The 18,434-nt window shown below is 69.8% G+C and carries 15 protein-coding genes; 9 read left to right on the top strand and 6 right to left on the bottom strand.

Annotation, left to right across the window (positions count from 1 at the left end):
• Positions 1-13 precede the first annotated feature (13 nt).
• Complete coding sequence (locus EAS64_RS12405) at positions 14-1,114, bottom strand: zinc-dependent alcohol dehydrogenase (RefSeq protein ID WP_145853066.1); 1,101 nt, start codon at positions 1,112-1,114, stop codon at positions 14-16.
• A 285-nt stretch (positions 1,115-1,399) separates the two neighbouring features.
• On the opposite strand from EAS64_RS12405, the gene EAS64_RS12400 reads away from it, so the two are divergent.
• Genes EAS64_RS12400 through EAS64_RS12380 form a run of 5 tightly spaced genes read left to right on the top strand, consistent with a single transcriptional unit; the run spans position 1,400 to position 5,294 of the window.
• Positions 1,400-2,500 carry an NDMA-dependent alcohol dehydrogenase gene (locus EAS64_RS12400; RefSeq protein ID WP_145853065.1) on the top strand — a complete coding sequence of 367 codons (1,101 nt, stop codon included), beginning with the start codon at positions 1,400-1,402 and terminating at the stop codon, positions 2,498-2,500.
• Positions 2,501-2,543: 43 nt separating this feature from the next.
• Positions 2,544-3,125 carry a UGSC family (seleno)protein gene (locus EAS64_RS12395; RefSeq protein WP_145853064.1) on the top strand — a complete coding sequence of 194 codons (582 nt, stop codon included), beginning with the start codon at positions 2,544-2,546 and terminating at the stop codon, positions 3,123-3,125.
• Positions 3,122-4,195, top strand: a complete 1,074-nt coding sequence (locus tag EAS64_RS12390) for a hypothetical protein (protein ID WP_145853063.1) — start codon at positions 3,122-3,124, stop codon at positions 4,193-4,195. The genes EAS64_RS12395 and EAS64_RS12390 overlap by 4 nt, the downstream gene beginning before the upstream one ends.
• On the top strand, positions 4,192-4,440 hold the full coding sequence (locus EAS64_RS12385; RefSeq protein ID WP_222849250.1) for a hypothetical protein: 249 nt from the start codon (positions 4,192-4,194) through the stop codon (positions 4,438-4,440). The genes EAS64_RS12390 and EAS64_RS12385 overlap by 4 nt, the downstream gene beginning before the upstream one ends.
• A 5-nt stretch (positions 4,441-4,445) precedes the next feature.
• A complete protein-coding gene (locus EAS64_RS12380; RefSeq protein ID WP_222849249.1) occupies positions 4,446-5,294 on the top strand; it encodes an SDR family NAD(P)-dependent oxidoreductase in 849 nt (282 codons plus the stop codon).
• Positions 5,295-5,305: 11 nt separating this feature from the next.
• Here the strand turns inward: EAS64_RS12380 and EAS64_RS12375 are convergent, their stop codons facing one another.
• A complete protein-coding gene (locus tag EAS64_RS12375) occupies positions 5,306-6,811 on the bottom strand; it encodes an ankyrin repeat domain-containing protein (RefSeq protein ID WP_145853061.1) in 1,506 nt (501 codons plus the stop codon).
• Between the two features lie 274 nt (positions 6,812-7,085).
• On the opposite strand from EAS64_RS12375, the gene EAS64_RS12370 reads away from it, so the two are divergent.
• Positions 7,086-8,861 (top strand): MFS transporter, encoded by a 1,776-nt coding sequence (locus EAS64_RS12370; protein ID WP_222849248.1) that lies wholly within the window; start codon positions 7,086-7,088, stop codon positions 8,859-8,861.
• A 37-nt stretch (positions 8,862-8,898) separates the two neighbouring features.
• On the opposite strand, the gene EAS64_RS12365 is transcribed toward EAS64_RS12370, so the two are convergent.
• From EAS64_RS12365 to EAS64_RS45755, 3 genes are all read right to left on the bottom strand, one after another.
• The gene (locus EAS64_RS12365; protein WP_145853060.1) at positions 8,899-10,764 is read right to left on the bottom strand and encodes an ABC transporter ATP-binding protein; all 1,866 of its coding nucleotides are present in this window, start codon (positions 10,762-10,764) and stop codon (positions 8,899-8,901) included.
• Positions 10,765-10,875: 111 nt separating this feature from the next.
• On the bottom strand, positions 10,876-11,787 hold the full coding sequence (locus tag EAS64_RS12360; protein ID WP_145853059.1) for an alpha/beta hydrolase: 912 nt from the start codon (positions 11,785-11,787) through the stop codon (positions 10,876-10,878).
• A 91-nt stretch (positions 11,788-11,878) separates the two neighbouring features.
• Entirely contained in the window at positions 11,879-14,539 is a 2,661-nt protein-coding gene (locus EAS64_RS45755; RefSeq protein ID WP_145853058.1) for a winged helix-turn-helix domain-containing protein, read from the bottom strand.
• Between the two features lie 122 nt (positions 14,540-14,661).
• On the opposite strand from EAS64_RS45755, the gene EAS64_RS12350 reads away from it, so the two are divergent.
• The 3 genes from EAS64_RS12350 to EAS64_RS12340 are packed head-to-tail and all read left to right on the top strand — an operon-like array spanning position 14,662 to position 16,646.
• A complete protein-coding gene (locus tag EAS64_RS12350; RefSeq protein WP_145853057.1) occupies positions 14,662-14,889 on the top strand; it encodes a DUF8691 family protein in 228 nt (75 codons plus the stop codon).
• Positions 14,886-15,614: an SDR family NAD(P)-dependent oxidoreductase gene (locus EAS64_RS12345; RefSeq protein WP_222849247.1), complete on the top strand. Its 729-nt coding sequence runs from the start codon at positions 14,886-14,888 to the stop codon at positions 15,612-15,614. Before EAS64_RS12350 ends, EAS64_RS12345 begins: the two co-directional genes overlap by 4 nt.
• A gap of 57 nt (positions 15,615-15,671) precedes the next feature.
• Positions 15,672-16,646, top strand: coding sequence for an MBL fold metallo-hydrolase (locus tag EAS64_RS12340; RefSeq protein ID WP_222849246.1), 975 nt, complete (start codon positions 15,672-15,674; stop codon positions 16,644-16,646).
• A gap of 32 nt (positions 16,647-16,678) precedes the next feature.
• Here the strand turns inward: EAS64_RS12340 and EAS64_RS12335 are convergent, their stop codons facing one another.
• Positions 16,679-18,418, bottom strand: coding sequence for an MOSC and FAD-binding oxidoreductase domain-containing protein (locus EAS64_RS12335; RefSeq protein WP_246115685.1), 1,740 nt, complete (start codon positions 18,416-18,418; stop codon positions 16,679-16,681).
• Positions 18,419-18,434: the final 16 nt, after the last annotated feature.

The following is an 18,434-nucleotide window of genomic DNA, read 5'->3' as shown; positions in this document are numbered from 1 at the left end:
TCCCGCCAGCTCGTTAAAGGCCCGGCATGATCGCGACGTGGATGCCGTCCTCGCCGGGAATCTCGCCGGCCAGCAGCTTGATGGCGTGCTCCACGTCGTCGAGGCCGTACTTGTGGGTCTGCATCTTCTCCAGCGGGAACTTGCCGGACTCGATCAGCCGGATGGCGTTGGTGTAGCCGTTGGCGTCCACCGAGAACGCGCCCTTCACGGTGAGCGCCTTGTTGATCAGCATGTCGGTGGGGATCGGGATGTCCTTGTGCCCCTTCAGGCCGGCCAGCACGATCGTGCCGCCCCAGCGGACCGCGTTGATCGCGTCGATGATGGGCTGCTGCGCCATCGGGGTCAGGTCCAGCACCACGTCCACGCCCTCGCCGCCGGTCAGCTCGCGGACCCGCGTGACCGTGTCCTCTTCCTCGACATTGATCGTGTGGTCCGCGCCGAACTCGCGCGCCAGCTCAAGCTTCTTCGCGTCCCTGGTCAGACCGGTGGCGATGATGAGGCCCGCGCCCACGTACCGGGAGGCGAGGATCGCGGCGAGCCCGCGCTGCCCGGCCCCGAGGACGAGCACCGACGAGCCCAGGTGCACGCCGCCGTACTCCAGCGCCCAGCGCACCCCGGCGCCGAGCGGGTTGTACATGACGGCGATCTCGGCGGGGATGTCGTTCCGCATCGGGTGCACGATCGAGTTCGGGTGCAACTGGATGTACTCCGCATAGCCGCCGGTCAGCATGTCGGCACGCTCCGGCGGGTTGCCGCCGCCATGGCTGCCGATCCGGTTCTTGCAGTTCATGTACCGCCCGGCCAGGCAGCGGTCACAGGACCGGCAGGGGATCAGGATCTCCACCGCGACCCGGTCGCCGGCCGACACGCCCCAGCGGCGCGCGGTCTGCTCGGAGATCTCCTCGATGATCCCCAGGGGCTCGTGCCCGGGGATCATCGGCAGCCCGCGGGTCCCCATCGCCCCCTTGTACTGCTCCACGTCGGAGCCGCAGATGCCGCAGGCCTCGACCCGCAGCAGCGCGCCGTCCTCGGGGCCGATCACCGGCCGGGGGTACTCGCGCATCTCGATCTGCCGGGGCCCGGTCTGGACCACGGCGCGAACCATGTCAGCCATACAACGTCCTACCTCTGCGTCGCGCCTACCCGAAGCACTGTCCTGCTGAGAAGCACCGCGCCGGACCCGGGGGCATTGGGTGCGGCAACAGTGCCAAAGCCGGGTGATTAGCCGCAGGTCATAACGGCTTCTCCCGGCTCACGGAAGACGATATATGACACTTGGCGCGACGGGAAGCGCGTGATATGAAATCTAATATCCGGGCAGCCGTGAAGGCGCTTGTCATGAGTACGGCCACAAATTAGACGGCCGGAAACTTGGTATGACCCACGTCGGAGGCGACATATGAAGACCCGTGCCGCGGTGCTGCGCAAGGCGGGCACCCCATGGGAGATCACCGAGCTCGAGCTAGACCCGCCGAAGGCCAACGAGGTGCTCATCCAGATGGAGGCCGCGGGCCTGTGCCACTCCGACGAGCACATCAGGTCCAAAGGGATGGCGCGGCTGCCCATGGTAGGCGGGCACGAGGGTGCCGGGGTCGTCGTCGAGACCGGACCGGGGGTCACCAGGGTCAAGGTCGGCGACCGGGTCTCCCTCTCCTATATCCCGGTCTGCGGCAAGTGCCGCTACTGCTCCACCGGCAAGCAGAACCTGTGCGACGCGGGCCTGTACGCGGGCGTCGGCTGCCTGCCAGACAAGACCTTCCGGTTCCATCAGGACGGCGAGGACTTCGGCGGCATGTGCGTCGTCGGCAGCTTCGCCGAGTACGCCGTGCTGTCCGAGTGGTCCTGCGTGAAGATCGAGGACTACGTCCCTATGGAGATCGCCGCCCTGGTCAGCTGCGGCGTCACCACCGGCTTCTGCTCGGCCATCTACGCCGGCGACGTCCGCGTCGGCGACGTCGCGGTGATCTTCGGTACCGGGGGCGTCGGCATGAACGCGGTCCAGGGCGCCCGCTACGCCGGCGCGAAGCACGTCATCGCCATCGACCCCAACCCGTGGAAGCAGCAGCAGGCACTCGACTTCGGCGCTACGCACGCGTTCGGCGACCCGGTCAAGGCCAAGGAGGTGCTCATCGACCTCACCCGCGGCCAGCTCGCCGACAAGGTCATCTGCACCGTCGGCGAGATGGACAACGACGTGGTCAAGGCCGCCGTCGACATGACGGGCAAGGCGGGCACGATCGTCATGACCGGGGTGGGCTACTACGAGATGGTGCTGCCTGGCGGCATCCTCATCGGCTACCACCGGCGGATGCAGGGCTCGCTGTTCGGCGGCGCCAACCCGCTCTACGACATCCCGATGATCCTCAGCCTCTGGCACGAGGGGCACATCAAGCTCAGCGAGCTCATCACCAAGAAGTACACCCTGGACGAAATTAATGACGGCTACCAGGATCTTATGGATGGTAAGAACATCCGCGGCGTGGTTGTGCACAGCCACTGAGATTCTGGGCGGAAGTTAGCAAGGCAAAAGGAAGGTCGGAGTCATGCCGAACGCGATCCTGGATCCCACAGGGAACGTCACGTCAACCGCCGCCAAGCCGGCGGCACCCCGGGCCCCCCGGCTGTCCAGCCTTGACGGCAAGAGGGTCGGCCTGCTCATCAACACCAAGACGAACGCCCGCCCGTTCCTCGAAGAGGTCGGACGCCTGCTCGAGGACCGCCACGGCGTCACCCTCACCCGGCGGACCAAGGTCAACTTCGCCGTACCCGAGCCGGAAGACGTGATCAAGGAACTCGTCGCGGAAAACGATGTCGTCATCACCGGCGTCGGCGACTGCGGATCGTGCAGCGCCGCCGCCGCGGCCGACGGCGTCGTCCTCGAGGCGGCGGGCGTGCCCGTCGCGGCCATCATCACCGACTCGTTCAAGCCCACCGCCGACGCCATGGCCGCCCTGCGCGGCGCGCCCGGCTACAAGTACGCCACGACCGCCCACCCGGTGGCCGTGCTCACCGAAGACAAGGTCAAGGAGCGTGCCGCGTCCGTGCTCGACGACGTGGTCTCCTTGCTTACAGACACGGGGCTCACAGACACGGGCCTGACGGAACCAGGGAAAGCTGACGCATGACGGCTGATGTGACGGACGGTGCCACCGCCAGCGGCGCGGCGGCACCCGACCCCGACGAAGCGCAGCGCGCCATCGAGTACTGCTACGAGCAGGGCTGGTCCGACGGACTGCCCCTCGTCCCGGTCTCGGCGCCGCTGCTCGACCAGTTCCTGGCCACCACCAGCAAGGACCCCGACGAGATCATCGGGTCGCTGGAGCAGGTCGGCCGGGACGTCAACGTCAGGACCGCGGCGATCAACGCCGCGATGGCAGGCTGCAAGCCCGAGTACTTTCCTGTAGTGCTCGCCGCCTTCGAGGCGCTGATGCGCGAGCGTGCCGCCCGCGGCGGCGGCTTCCAGTCGACAAGCGGCCCCTCCCCGCTGATCGTCGTCAACGGCCCCATCAGGCACGAGCTCGGCTTCAACACCAAGGGCGGCGCGTTCGGCCCCGGCTTCCGGCCCAACGCCACCATCCCGCGCGCCATCGGCCTCATCGTCCGCAACGCGTTCGGCGTCCACCCGCACGTCCTTGAGCAGGCCACCCAGGGCCTGCCCGGCCGCTGGCAGGTGTGCATCGCGGAGAACGAGGAAGAGTCGCCGTGGGAGCCGTTCGCCGAGAACGGCGGCGTGACCGGTGGCGCCTCCGCGGTCTCCGCCACCCTCACCAGAACGATGGAGTTCGTCGACAACCGGCACACCCCCAACCACGAGGACGTGCTGCGCGACCTGCAGGACACCATCTCGCGGGTCGGCTCGCAGATCTTCCCGCTATCTGGCGTGGCGCTCGTGCTGTGCCCCGAGCACGCCCAGATGTTCGCCGCGGCCGGCATGTCCAAGGCCGACGTGCAGAACTGGCTGCTTGAACGCTGCGGCCGCACCGGCGCCGAGCTGTCGAGCATGGGCAAGGCCGAGGTCGCCCGCAAGGGATTCGGCGGCGAGTACGAGGGCGACGAGGCGTTCCACAAGTTCCTCGGCGGCCCCACGTCCATCCCGGTCATCGTGGCGGGCGCGAAGAACGCCGCGATCTCCATGGTGGTCCGCATCTTCGGTGAATGGTCCGGGACGGCTGTCGGAGTCGGAGAAAAGAAGTGAATTACTCAGAACGGATGCAGGACATCGCCTCCATGCTCGCGGCCGACGGATACAACCTGGCGGTCGAAGAGCTGGGGCACCGGGTCGCGCTGACCGTTTCCCCAGGTCCGGAAGCCTGCGAGGACTGCCTTGTGCCCAAGGACGTGTTCCGCGGCATCGCGGCGCATCAGCTCGGTATCGAGGGCGACCTGATCGACATCACCTACCCGGCGGACCTGCCCGGCTACCAGGGCAGCACGCATTGACCCGGGTGGCGCTCATCACCGGGTGCGGCAAGCGGGACGGCATGGGCAGGGCCATCGCCCTGACGTTGGCCGCCTCGGGCGTCGCCGTCGTCGTCACCGACAAGCAGGCCACCGGGGTGCTCAACCGCCGCCAGCAGGTCGTCGGCGTCGCCGACGACTCCTGGGGCGGGGTTGACTCCCTCGTCGAGGAGATCAGCGCCGCGGGCGGCACCGCGATGGCGCAGCTCGGCGACATCTCCGACGCCGACGACGCCAAGCGGATGGTCGACACCGCCGCCGCCTGGCAGGGCCGGCTGGACATCCTGGTCAACGGCGCGGGCGCGCCGCAGGGCCTGGACCGGCAGGACATCGAGGACGTGCCGATCGAGGTCTTCGACTTCGTGATCGCCATCAACCTGCGCGGCACCTACCTGATGTCCCGGTTCGCCGTCCCGCACATGCGCGCTCAGCGCTGGGGCCGGATCATCAACATCTCGTCGCAGGCGGGTCAGGTCCCAGCGGCTATGTCGACCGCCTATTCGGCGTCCAAGGCGGGTGTGCTCGGGTTCACCCGCGCGCTGTCCGCCGACGTCGCACCGTGGGGCGTCACCGTGAACGCGATCTCGCCCGGCATGGTGGCCACGTCGCGGGCGCTGCTGTCCCTGGACCCGAACATCGACGTGGACGCCGAGATCAAGCGGCGCGGCTCGATGCTCGCCGTGGGGCGTTCCGGCTACCCGGACGACATCGCGGAGGCGGTCGCCTACCTGGCCTCCGACGGCGCGGGCTACATGACCGGCCAGACCCTCGTCCTCGACGGCGGCGGCTCCGGCAGCATGTTCGCCAAGAAGCCGCCGGAGGCGCAGAACTCGTAGCTTGCCGGCTCTTACTCTGCCGGGCTGAGCGGGCGGAGGTAGTCCGTCATGGCCTGGTGGCCGAAGTGCTCGGCCCAGCCGAGCGGCGTGGCGCGGAATCTGGCGTCGCGGATGGCGGGATCGGCGCCGAGCTGCATCAGCAGGCGGGCAGCGTCGACGTCGCCGCTCCCGGCCGCCACGTGCAGCGCGGTTTCCCACTCCTGTTCCATCGGGACATCCGCCCTGGCGCGCGCGTTGACGTCCCAGCCGAGCTCGGCAAGCAGCGGGATCGCGGGCCAGGCGCGCCGGCTGGCGGCCCACACGATCAGCCCGGGCCGCTGCGCGCGAGCCGCGGCGGCATGCCCGGCGTGCCGCTCGGCCGCGCGCCGGTCGCCTGCCAGCGCGGCGGCGATGAGCCCGTCCGCTCCCTCGGCCGCGGGTCGCGTCGCACCGCCGTGGTCAACCAGCCAGTCAAGCACCGCCAGGCAGCCGCAGATCGCCGCCACCTCGGCCGGCGTTCTGCCCTCCCAGGCGTTCACGCACGTGACAAGCCCGTCCTGGGCGGGCTTGAAGGGGGACCGCAGGTCGGCGCCGTGCTCGGCGAGCAGCCGCACCCGGTCCCGCATGTCATGGGTGACCGCCCACTGGAGCTGCCGGCGGATCAGGTCGGCGGGGGAGTCGGTCCTCATCCCGAGACGCGCCCGCCACGGCCCGCCGTCGCCGCGGCCAAGCCCGTAGCTGAACAGCAGCCTGAGGTGGCTGTCGTCGCTGTCGAACTGCCGGTTGTAGAGCGCCTGCCCGTCGTTGGGGTCTGCCCCCGCTCTCAGCAGCGTCCCGGCAAGCGCGAGGGCGTGCCGATGCCGCGGCTGGTCGCCCTCCCCGCTGCCCAGCGCCCCGGTCAGCGCGGTGAACGGGGTGGTCAGCCCGTGCCAGAGGTAGCCGGCGTCAGGGTCGGCGCTGTGGTCGAGAAGCTGCCGGGCCGAGCGCACGGTCGCCTCCTCGCTGACCGACGGGTCGTGCCGTGCGTAGGCGAGGTAGAGGAGTGGCTCCCACCGGTAGGGTCCGCCCTCCGCGCTGGCAAGCGACGGGTCCTCGCGAAGCAGCGCCTCGAGCGCGTCGGTGTCGGCTGCCGCCGCGGCCGCGTGCACCGACGTCCTGGTGATCTCCGGGTGCTCGGCGAGCACCCGGGCGGCGCGCTGCCAGCGCGACAGTGAGTCGTCGCCGCCGTAGCGCAGGCAAGCGAGCATGAGGAACTCGTCGACTGGCCGGTCGGCGCCGGTCACTTCATCCGGAGTTCTACGGTAGCGCTCGATAGTCGTGACGTGCCGCTTGAGCGCCGCCCACGAGGAGAAGCCGTAGTGCCGGGCCACGACCAGCTGCGCGCCCGTGAGGGACACCGCCTGCCGGCCGCCGGGATGGTGCGCGCCCACCAGGTCAAGGGCGCCAGGCACGCCAGCCCTGCTCAGGTCACGAAGATCCTTCGCCTGCTTGCGCAGTTGCTCGAAGCTGGGGTCATCGGGAAGACGCGCGGTCGCCACGGCGACCTCCTCTCGTTGCCCGCGGTCCGCTGCGTCAGGCCGAAAGGAGGGTCGATGACCAGGGAAAAGTCAGCTCCGGTTGGGCTCAGCCCTGTCCGCGGACCGGAGGCGTCCCGTACGCCCACCGCGATAATACCTTTCTCCCGGCTAACCAGGTCTGGCGAATCACCGTGATCCGGTGACGACGCCTCACCTGGCTGGCGGTGAGGCTGGCCCTGTACTGAAGGCCGCGCGGCCGTCAGGGGACGTGCGCCCGAGATTGCAGGGAGGTACCGTGACATCACCAGCCTCCGGCGCGGGCAGCGCCGCAGACCTGCCCGACTCCGCGCCCATCGCCCGGCCGGCGCAATCCGCGACCGCCGGTGCGGCCTCTCCCGGTGGCAGCCCTCGCCGCGGCCTGGCGCTGCTGGTCATCGCCACCGCCCAGCTGATGGTCGTGCTCGACGCGACCATCGTCAATGTGGCGTTGCCGCATGTGCAGAGCGCGCTCGGCTTTTCCGGCAGCGGCCTGGAGTGGGTGGTTAACGCTTACGCGGTCACCTTCGGCGGGCTGCTCCTGCTCGGCGGCCGGGCCGGCGACCGCCTTGGCCGGCGGCGGGTGTTCGTCTTCGGGCTGCTGCTGTTCTCCGCGGCGTCCCTGTTCGGCGGGTTCGCCACCAGCCAGGCCTGGCTGCTGACCGCGCGGGCGATCCAGGGAGTCGGCGGCGCGATCATCGCGCCGACCGCGCTTGCGCTGATCACCACCAACTTTCCCGAAGGCCAGGAACGCAACAGGGCCTTCGGCGTCTACGCGGCGATGTCCGGCGGCGGCAGCGCGGCGGGCCTGCTGCTTGGCGGCATCCTGACCACCTACCTGTCATGGCGGTGGGTGTTCTTCGTCAACGTCCCGATCGGGATCCTGGTGGCGTTCGCGGCGCCGCGGGTGCTGTCGGAGTCGCCCCGCCGGCCTGGCCGGATCGACGTGGCCGGCGCGGTCACCGCCACGCTCGGCATCGCACTGCTTGTCTTCGGCCTGTCGAAGGCCGCGACCGGTGCGGACGGCATATCGCACTGGGGTGACGCGCAGGTGGTGGCGTCGCTGACCGCGTCCGTGGTGCTGCTCGTCTCGTTCGCGTTGATCGAAGTGCGCAGCTCGCATCCGCTGCTCCCGATGCGGGTACTGGCCGACCGCAACCGGGCGGGCGCCTACCTGATCATGCTGTGCATCGCCACCGGACTATTCGGCCTGTTCTTCTTCCTCACCCTGTTCATCCAGACCGTGCTCGGCTACACCGCGATCCACTCGGGCATCGCCTACCTGCCGTTCGCCGTCGGAGTCGTGATCGCCTCCGCGCTGGCCTCTCAGCTGGTGCCGCGGGTCGGCGCCCGGCCGCTGATCCTGGCCGGCGCCGCCCTGGTGGCGGGCGGCATGTTCTGGTTCTCCCGGCTGACCGAGCACGCGGGCTACGCTAGTGACCTGCTCGGACCGCAGCTGGTGAGCTCGTTCGGGCTCGGCCTGGTGTTCGTGCCGCTGTCCCTTGTCGCCCTGCATAACGTCGCCGAGCAGGATTCGGGCGTTGCCTCCAGCCTGCTGAACACCGGCCAGCAGGTCGGCGGCGCGATAGGGCTCGCGCTGCTCGGCACCGTGGCATGGACGACCGTCGCGGACAGTGTCCGGACCCAGTTCGCGGCTGCCGCAAGAGCGGGCTTGCCGGTGCCGAAGCCGGGCGCTCCGCTGCCGGTGTCCATCTACCATCACGCCCTGGCGGTCGGCTTTTCCCGCGGGTTTCTTGTCGCGTCGGGGATCGCGCTGCTTGCCCTGCTCATCGGGATCGTCACCATCCGGATCACCCGCGGGGAACTGGCCGGCGCCGGGCCCGAGCCGCACGAGGCAGCACCACCGCAGTCCGCGGCAGTGCCCGCGCAGTCCGCGGGAGTGCCCGCGCAGTCCGCGGGGGTGCCCGCGCGGCGCGCGGCAGCCCAGCCCGCGGCACCCGAGTCGGGGACCGCGCAGCGCCAACAGGACCGGGCCGCCCGTGCCGCGGCGGCCCGCCCGTGCCGGTTCTGCTAGGACAGCGCCAGCGCGCAGTCGCAGCCGTAGCCCAGGATCAGCCGGGCTGCGGCTGCGGCTGCCGTTGCCGGATGGTTCCGTCGGTCATGACGTCACCGCCGGCGCACCGCCACTGAACCCTGCCGCCATCGAACTGCTCCTCGTACAGCGACGCGTAGCGGCCGCGCTGGCGCAGCAGGGAGTCGTGCGTGCCGGATTCCGCCACGCGTCCGGCGTCGATGACGTTGATGACGTCCGCCTTGACGATGGTGGACAGGCGATGGGCGATGGCGATGGTGGTCCTTGATCCCATGAGGGTGTCGAGCGCCTTCTGGACCTCGCGCTCGCTGGCCGTGTCGAGTGCCGAGGTCGCCTCGTCCAGGATCAGGATGCGGGGATCATGCAGCAGGACCCGCGCGATGGCCAGGCGCTGCTTCTCGCCGCCGGACAAGCGGTACCCCCGCTCGCCCACGATCGTGTCGTAGCCGTCGGGGAATTCCATGATCCGGTCGTGGATATACGCCGCCCTGGCGGCTTCTTCGACCTCCGCCGAGGTGGCGGCGGGACGGCCGTAGCGGATGTTGGCGAGGATACTGTCGTGGAAGAGGTAGCTCTCCTGGGTCACGAAGCCGATGGCGGCGGCCAGCGACGCCTGGCGGACTTGCCGCACGTCGACGCCGTCGATGCTGACCGAGCCACCGGTGACGTCGTACAGCCGCGGTATCAGGTAGCTGATGGTGGTCTTGCCTGCCCCGCTCGGCCCGACCAGTGCCACCAGCTGGCCGGGGTCGGCCCGGAGGCTGACGCCCCTCAGCGTGTCTTGCGGGACGTCTGGATAGCGGAAGTAGACGTCATGCAGCGCCACCCGGCCGCCGCTGGCGGTCGCCGGCAGGTCTACCGCGTCGGGGGCGTCGACGATATCCGGCACCACGTCCAGGTACTCAAATATCCGGTCGAAAAGTGCAAGGGACGATCGTAGCTCCACCGAGACTTGCAGCAGCTGTCCGATCGGGAAGTACAGCCGGGTCTGCAGCGTGGTGAACGCGACCACGGTTCCCGCCGAGATGCTCGTGCCGTGCGCCAGCAGCAGGCCGGCGACCAGGTAGACCGCCGCCGGCGTGATCGACAGGAACGACTGCACGATGGCGTAGAAGCCCTGGCCGATCATCTGCTGCCGGACTTCCAGGTCGGCCAGGCGCTGGTTCTCCTCGCGATAACGGGTGGTGTCGCGGGCCTGGTTGCCGAAGGCCTTGGCGAGCAGCACCCCGGACACCGACAGGGTTTCCTCGCTCAGGGCGCTCATCGCCGCCAGCGACTCCTGAGTCGAGCGCGCCACCCGGCGGCGTCGTTCGCCGACCGCCTTGGTCAGCCAGAAGAACGCGGGCACGGTGATGAGCGCCACGATGGTCAGCTGCCAGCTGATGATGACCATGGCGACGACGGTGGACACGAAGATGACAACGTTGGCCAGGATGCTCGAGGCGGTCGTGGTGACCACCGACTGGACCCCGCCCACGTCGTTGGCCAGCCGGGACTGGATCTCGCCGGTCTTGGTGCCGGTGAAGAAGGCGAGGGGGAGCGTCTGCAGGTGCGCGTAGAGCCGGTCGCGCAGGTCTCGCATGACGTGCTGCCCGACCCGGGTGGTCTCGTACGTCTGCAGGATGCCGATGGCGCCGTTGACGACCGGGACGACGGCCATGATGACGACCAGGATGACGAGCAGCCGGAGGTTGGGGCCGCCATGGACGAACAGGGCCTTGTTGAACACGGCCTGGATCAGCAGCGGGTTGATGATGCCGATCGTCGAGGTCAGCACGATCAGCCCGACGACGGCGGCCACCCGTGCGCGGTAGGGACGGAACAGGGGCACCACGCGGCGGGCGGTACTTCGGTTCTCCGGCCCGGCTCCTGCGTTCGACTTCATGGGTTCTCCCAGACGAATGAGCGCTACTGCCGTTCCCGACCCGATTTACCATGCTGCCGGATGAGTCGCCTGCAGGCGACCGTGGTGCCGCTTGAGAACAGTCCGGCGCCGCTATCCAGTGACGAGTTTCCCAGCGCCGAGCTGCGTGGAAAGGAACAGTCCTGCCCTGTCCAGGGCAGCGGCCGCCTCGTCGAGGATGGGGTAGAAGCCCTGGAAAACATGCGGCACAAGCGGGGTGATGTCGAGGGTGACCTGGACGTCGGCGGTGGCGGCCTGGCGCGCGAGCCGGATGGCGTCATCGAGGAGGACCTCGTGACTTCCGCCCTGGATGATCAGGGGCGGCAGGCCGGACAGGTCGGCGAATACGGGACTGATGAGGCCAAGAGCAGGGTCGTGACCCGCCGCGTAGTCGGCGACCCGGGGCTGGAGGAGCTCCCGGTTGAGCAGGGGGTCGGCCGCACGCTTGGTTTCCATGGTCGTCCCGGCCAGCGTCAGGTCGGCATACGGTGACATGGCGAAAACCGCGGCCGGCAGGGGCAGCCCGTGATCGCGGGCGCGGACCAGGGCGGCGATGGCGAGCCCGCCGCCGGCGGACTCGCCAGCGAAAACGATGTCGGAAGGCGCGGTGCCGCTGCGCAGGAGTGCTTCGTAGGCGGCAAGAGCGTCGTCGACCGCCGCCGGATACGGGTGCTCGGGTGCGAGCCGGTAGTCGACGGATATGGCCTTGGCGCGCGCCCGCCTGCCCACCTGCGAGGCCAGGTCAGCGGATTGAAAGGCGTCACCGACGACGTACACGCCGCCGTGGAAGTACAGGACAACGTGCTCGGGCTCGACTCCGTCGATGGTGATCTCGGCCGTCGGGACGCCGCCAAGTTCGGCTGCGGTAACCGTCACATCGGCAGGCAGCGGCCGCGCCGCTGCCAGGTCCCGCAGTATCCGCCGCTGCTCGCTGACATCGCTGTCGACGGGCAAGGCTCCCTGTCGCAGGATTGCTTCCAGGTTCTGTCGCTGCTCGCTGCTCACGAGGATCTCCCTGTGGGATGGGGTTGGTCTGGCGCCGCCCCAGGTGGGCCCGCCCACCTGCCAGCCTTGCCGCCGGGCAGATGAGCAGGCGTCACCGGATCCTGGTGATAGTCGGGTCGGCGGAGAGCAGCCGCATTTCGCGGGCGCGCTGCACGGCCGAGGAGCGATCCTGGGCCTGGAGCTTGGCGTAAATGTTCCTGATGTGCGTGTTTACCGTATTGACCGAGACCGACAGTTCACTGGCGATCTCCGGGCGTGAGAGATTGGTCGGCAGGAATCGCAGCACCCGCAGCTCGGTAGGGCTCAGCTGCGCGGTTTCAAGCGGCGCGGCCTCATTACGCGGAGCGACCGGGGCTCCGCGAAGTATGTCGATGATGTCGCGCAGCAGCGCCGCGTGCGCCGTCTCGTGCCGCGGCGTGGCTTCGAGCAGTTCAACGGCGCCGGTCATCGCGAACGGAAGCACGAGGCGGTCGGCCTCCGCCAGTGCCAGCGCGCTTTCTGTGGCGGCGAGCGCGGCGCGCCGGTCGCCGAGTTCCCGGTGCGCGAGTGCCGTCAGCAGGTTCGCCTCGATGACCGTCAGGTGCCCGATGACCGGGGCTGACCCGGTAAGCACATCAGCGGCCGCGGCGAGCGCTCCGGCCGGGTTGTCCTCGGCGAGACAGATGGCGGCGCGAGCGTTGGCGATTTCGCCGGAACCAGTCAGCTCGGCGTCGACCCCGGCCAGCGCTGCCCGGGCTTCGGCGAGCTGCCCCAGGCGGGCCTGGGTACTCAGCCGCCAGCCGGCCAGCTGGCTCGCGAGCGCGTGCGAGCCCTCGAGGTCGGCCTGCAGTTCCTCGGCCGCCAAGTATTCGGCGAGCGCCGCGCGCAGCCTGCGCCTGCCGGACAGCAGCATGCCGTTGCCGAGGTGCAGCAGCAGCCTGATGACGGGCCCGGTGTCGCCCTCCACGGCGGCGGCGGTCCGCTGCAGCCAGTATTCGGCCTGGTCGAACTCGCCGGTGAGGATGAAGGTTCCCGCGAGGTTCACCAGCGCTGGCGAGATGACCGGCTCCGCGCCCCAGCCGTGCTGCTCGGCGAGGGCTATCGCCTCCAGGCACTGCCGGCGCGTGGTGGCCGGCGGCTCGATCTTCGAGGCGAAGGCGAGCTCGGCCAGGCACGCGACTTCCAGGTACGGACGCCGGATCCTGCGGGCGAGTGCGGCGCCTTCCTGCAGGTGCCGTTCGCTGTCCTTGTTCGCCAGTGCCCACGCCTCGGCGATGCCGAGGTTCATGAGCGCGACCGCACGCAGGTCGCTGTCGAGCGCGATGTCCTCGTCGGACTGGCCGCTGACCGGCGAGGCGAGGAACCTGACCTGCTCGAGGACGCTGCTGAGGTGGCCGCGCTTGCGCGCCAGGGACAACCGCAGCGCCGCGATCGCCACTTCGAGGCGGTGCTTGCGCTCTGGCGGCATCGGGCCGATCGAGCCCTCGGCCACGCTCAGGTAGGCGGCGGCGTCGTCCAGGCGTCCCTGGGTGAGGTCGCTTGTCGCGCGGGCGAGCGGAAGATCGGCGCCGTCGGTGACGGCGCCGGGCGGGAACGCGCGCAGCAGCGCCTCGATGGTCTGGGCCTGGCCGTCCAGCGTCATGCTGAACGAGTGATCGGCAAGCAGGCGTGCCGCTTCGCACCAGTCGCCCGCGGACTGCGTGTGCTTGATGGCTTCCGCGATCCAGCCGTGCCCGGCGAACCACGTCGCTGCCAGCCGGTGCAGGACTGGGACCTGTTCGGGGAGCCTGCGCCGCAGTTCGAGCCGGAGCAGGTCGGCGAACAGGTGCTGATAGCGGAACCACGTCCGGTCGGCGTCGAGCGACACGACAAAGGCGTTGGCGTCCTCGAGGTTGAGCAGGATCCGTTCCGACCCCGGATGACCGGTCAAGAGATCCGCCAGCTCGCCGTTGACACACTCGGGCAGCGAAGTGCGCAGCAGCAGGTGCTGGACGTCGGACGGCTGGCTCTCCAGCATCTCGGCGAGCAGGTACTCGGCCACGGTCCGGTTGCTGCCGGAAAACTCCGCGACGAACCGTTCGGGATCACCGCTGCTGGCCAGGGAGATCGCGGCGAGCCGCAGTCCCGCGGCCCAGCCTTCGGTGCGCTCGTGCAGCTGCGTAGCGCTGGCCTCAGACAGCGCTACGCCCGATGTTTTCAGCAGCTCGCGGGTCTCCTCCGGCGTGAAACGCAGGTCGGCGGCCCGGATCTCGGCCAGGTCACCGGAGAGTCGCAGCTTGTGCATCCGCAGTGGCAGGTCGCGCCGCGTCGCGAGAATCGCGTGCACGTGCGGTGGCAGCCGCTCAAGCAGCCGGGTGAGCTGCAGCAGCGCCTCCGCGGACGTCAGCTCGTGCAGGTCATCGATGACAAGGAACGTACGTTCGCCGGGCTCAGCGAGCTCGGCCAAGACCCGTTCGCCGGCCGTCGCCTCGTTGAAGTCAGGTGTCGCGGCGAGTTGCCCGCCGTCGCCAGGCGTGCCTGAGGCCTGCCGGACGGCGGCAAGGACGGCGAGCCAGAACTGCTGGCAGTCCTGCTGGTCGCGCTGGACCTGGACCGATGCCAGCCGGTAGGCCCGGCCGGGACCGTCTGCCCAGGCGCGCAGCAGCGACGTCTTTCCGCTGCCGGCGGGGGCCGAGATGAGCGTGACCTTGGCTTCCGCCGCTCGATCGAGGTCCGCGACTAGTTCCGCACGCGGTATGAGTCGCGGAGCTGCCTCACCGGGCTTTCTACCCACCTAGCCACCCTACGCGTCCGGGTGATCGGCGTCGCAATACCGCAAGATCAATCTTCTTCCCGCGCCGGTCTCACCGGATCCTGGCGATGTGCGCTCACCTGATCCGGCAGGAACGTGGCGGCATGGACCCCGCATCCGCTAGGTACCTGATCCGGATCAACGGCCACCTTGGCGCCGTGCTGCTATCCGCGTTTCCGGGGATGACCTGGCAGCTGAACGGCAGGGAGACAGTCCTGACCGGCGTGCTCGACCGCTCTGGCCTGCACGGAGTCCTGTTCGAGATCGAATCGCTGGGCCTCGAGCTGCTTGAGGTCCGCCAGATAACCGACCGAGAAGGCGATGTGACATGACCACAGGGACCGAAGGAATGACAGCACCGAGCCGTGATGGTCAGGCTGGACCTGGCGTCGCGGTCGTCGCCGGAGCGGGCGGTCCGCTCGGGCGCGCGACCAGCCTGGCCCTGGCCGCGGCCGGCTTTACCGTCGTGGGGGTGGACCGGAACGAGCAAGGACTGAAGGAGCTGCCCGCCAGCATCAGGTCCGAGGTCGCGGACGCGACCGACCCGACGGCCGCCGCGGCGGTCATCGAGCGGATCGCGGGAGAAGTCGGGTCGCCAGCGGTGCTCGTCAATACCATCGGCGCGTTCCAGCTTGGCGACGCGCTCGCCGCCACACCCGATGGCCTGCGGCTGATGATCGATGTGAACCTCGGTGCCGCACTGTGGCTGAGCCAGGCGGTGGCGCCGCACATGCGCCAGCGGGGTTCTGGCGCGATCGTCCACGTGACCTCCCGCCCGGCGCTTGAGCCGACGGCGGGCATGGCCGCCTACAGCGTGAGCAAGGCCGCCCTGGCGCACTTGATCCGCATTCTCGATGCCGAGCTGCGGCCGAACGGCATCCGGGTCAACGCGGTCGCCCCCCAGTTGCTCGACACCCCCACCAACCGGACCATCTTCCCGCCGGAAGTGCTGGCGCACGCGGTCGAGCCCGAGGTCATCGCCGGCTTGATCGCGTTCCTGGTGAGCGACGCCGCCGCCCCGGTGAGCGGCGCGATCCTGCCGGCCTACGGAGCCTGACCAGACAACAGACCCGCGCACAGCCAGCAGGGCGTGCCGAGCCATGAGGAGAACGCAGTGACATCATCAGCTGACGGCAACGGCACCGCTGGACTGCCCGAGTACGCGCCGATCCCGCGGTCGGCGCTGGGTCCCGCACTGAACGAGCAGGGCTATCACGTCGGGCGCGTGGAGCGGAACCTGTACTGGGTCACCGACGGGGTATACAACTCGGCGTTCCTGGCTACCACGGACGGCGTGGTGATCTTCGACGCGCCGCCAAGCATCGGCAACAACCTGCTGCGCGCCGTCGACGAGATCACCACCGCGGAAGGCACCACAAGCACCGTCACGCACCTGGTCTACTCCCATCACCACGCCGACCACGGCGGCGCCGCCTCACTGTTCGAGGGCGTCGTCCGCATCGGGCACGAGGAGACGCGCCGCCTGCTCATTAGGGACGGCGACCCGGCCCGTCCGGTGCCCGATGTGACGTTCGCCGACACCTACACGCTCGAGGTAGGCGGGGAGCGCGTCGAACTGGCCTGGCACGGACCCAACCACTCGCCCGACAACATCTATATCCACTTCCCCGGCCACGACACCCTGATGCTGATCGATATCGTCAACGCCGGCTGGGTGCCGATCTACAACACCAACCTCAGCGATGACGTGCAGGGCTACATGCAGGCGCCAGCCAAGGCGCTGGCCTACGAATGGTCACATCTCATCAGCGGGCACGTCGGCAGGCTCGCCACCCGCGAGGACGTCGCATTGCACCAGCAGTACATCGCCGACATCGAGGCCAGCGCCAGGGAGGCGCTGGCGAGCGTCAACCCGGTGCCTTACTACATGCACTACGGCGAGAACTTCTGGGCGGGCATCAGGGGCCATCTCAACACGGTGACCGAGCGCGCGGCCGCGCCCGTCATCGCCAAGTACACCGGCGTGCTGGCGGCCGCCGACATCGAGGAATACACGCTGACCACGACGTTCGCCATCATGCAGTCGCTGCGCCTGGACAAGGGCCCCAGCGGACCGGTCCACCCCTGACAGCCAGGCTTACCGCCCGACCCGGTCGGTTCTCACAGGTCGAGGGCGACGTCGCCGGTCGGCTGCGCGCAGCAGATCAGCACGTCACCGTCGGCCGGATCGTCGACCGGGTCGGGCGAGTAGCCGACCTCCCCTGACAGCAGGCCGGACTCGCAGTTGTGGCACACGCCGGTGCGGCAGGACCAGCGGACCGGCACGTCGCAGGCTTCGGCGAGTTCGAGCAGGCTCGCGTAGCGCTGGTCCCAGCGAACGGTCAGGCCGCTGCGCGCGAACGCGACCTCCGGGCCGCTGCCCGGCGTCCCGGCCGGCTGGTGCGGCGGCACGGCAGCCGCGGCCGCGATGCCTGGCGTCAGCGCCGGCCGCGCGCCGAAGATCTCGGTCCTGATCTGGCCGCCGCCAAGACCGAGCTTGCCCAGCGCGGCCGTCGCGTCGGCCATGAACCCGTTCGGTCCGCAGATGTAGGCCTCGGCGTCGCGCGGCAGGGCCAGCCGTGCCAGTACGTCCGCTGACAGGCGGCCCGCCGATTGGTAGTCGCGGCCGACTACGTCGCCCGGCCCCGGCTGGCTGTAGCAGACGTGCCGGTGTGCCCTTGGCAGCCGGTCCAGCAGTGACCTCGCCTCGGCCGCGAACGGTTCCTCGGCCCGGTTGCGCGCGCCGTGCAGCCACCACACCTCGCGTCCGGGCCCCGCGTCGGCCAGCGCGTGCAGCATCGACAGGACCGGGGTAGCGCCGACGCCCGCGCTGATCAGCAGCACCGGTGCCGTGCCTGGCCGCAGGATGAAGGTGCCGCGCGGCGCGGCGACCTCAAGCCGGTCACCGGCCCGGACGCGGTCGTGGACGTAGTGGCTTGCCGTGCCGTGCTCCTCGCGCTTCACGCTGACCCGGTAGGACCCCGCATCCGGCGCGCCGGACAGTGAGTAGCTGCGCAGCAGCGGTGGCTGGTCCGGGTGCGGCCGCAGCCGGACGCTCACGAACTGGCCGGGAGCCGCGGCAGGCAGCGGTGCCCCGGCCGGGTCGGCCAGCCGCAGCGAGATCACCGACTCGCTCTCCCGCTCGATCGCGGTGACCGTGAGCGAGCGGAACCCTGGCCAGGCTGGCGGCGGGCTCGCGGCGGCCAGCCCGGCGTTGCCCGTGCCCTTGCCGTTGTCCGCCTGGGCGGCGAGCTCGCGGAATGACGCCTGCCAGCCCGGCGACAGCGCCGGGATCGTCAATGCCCGGCGCACCTGCTCGGCCGGGTGCCCGGGCAGGTACAGCAGCGCGTCGATCTCGGCCACGGTCATGGCCTGCGGGCCGCGAGCCACCCGGACGATCTCGTCTCCCGCCTGGACCGCGCCCTCGCGCAGCACCCGGAAGTAGAAGCCGGGCCGGTGGTGAGAGACGAGCAGCGCGGGAATCCTGGGATCATCCATCCGGATGCCAACACGGAAACAGGTCACCCGTGGTTGCGTAACCTCGAAGAGCGCCTCGCCGATCTGGTAGCGGTCGCCGATGCAGACCTCGTCGTCGGCCAGCCCGCGCACGGTGAGGTTCTCGCCGAACTGGCCGTACTCGAAGTCGTTCCGCCCGAGCTGCTGCTGCCAGTACTGGTATGCCTCGATCTGGTACACGAACACGGCGCGCTGCTCGCCGCCGTGGCCGGCCAGGTCTCCCTGGCCATCGCCGACGAGGTTCAGCCGCCGGGCGAGCCGCGGGCCGTCGGCCGGCCGCTTCCACACGGCGGTGCGCACGGTACGGCCCTGCCAGCTCACATCGCGCGGCAGGCCCACGTTCACCGAGAGCAAGCTGCCA

The sequence above is a fragment of the Trebonia kvetii genome (genome assembly GCF_007827045.1).
Taxonomy (GTDB): Bacteria; Actinomycetota; Actinomycetes; order Streptosporangiales; family Streptosporangiaceae; genus Trebonia; species Trebonia kvetii.
Note: the sequence above shows the minus strand (reverse complement) of the source record. Positions and strands in the feature narration are given on the sequence as shown.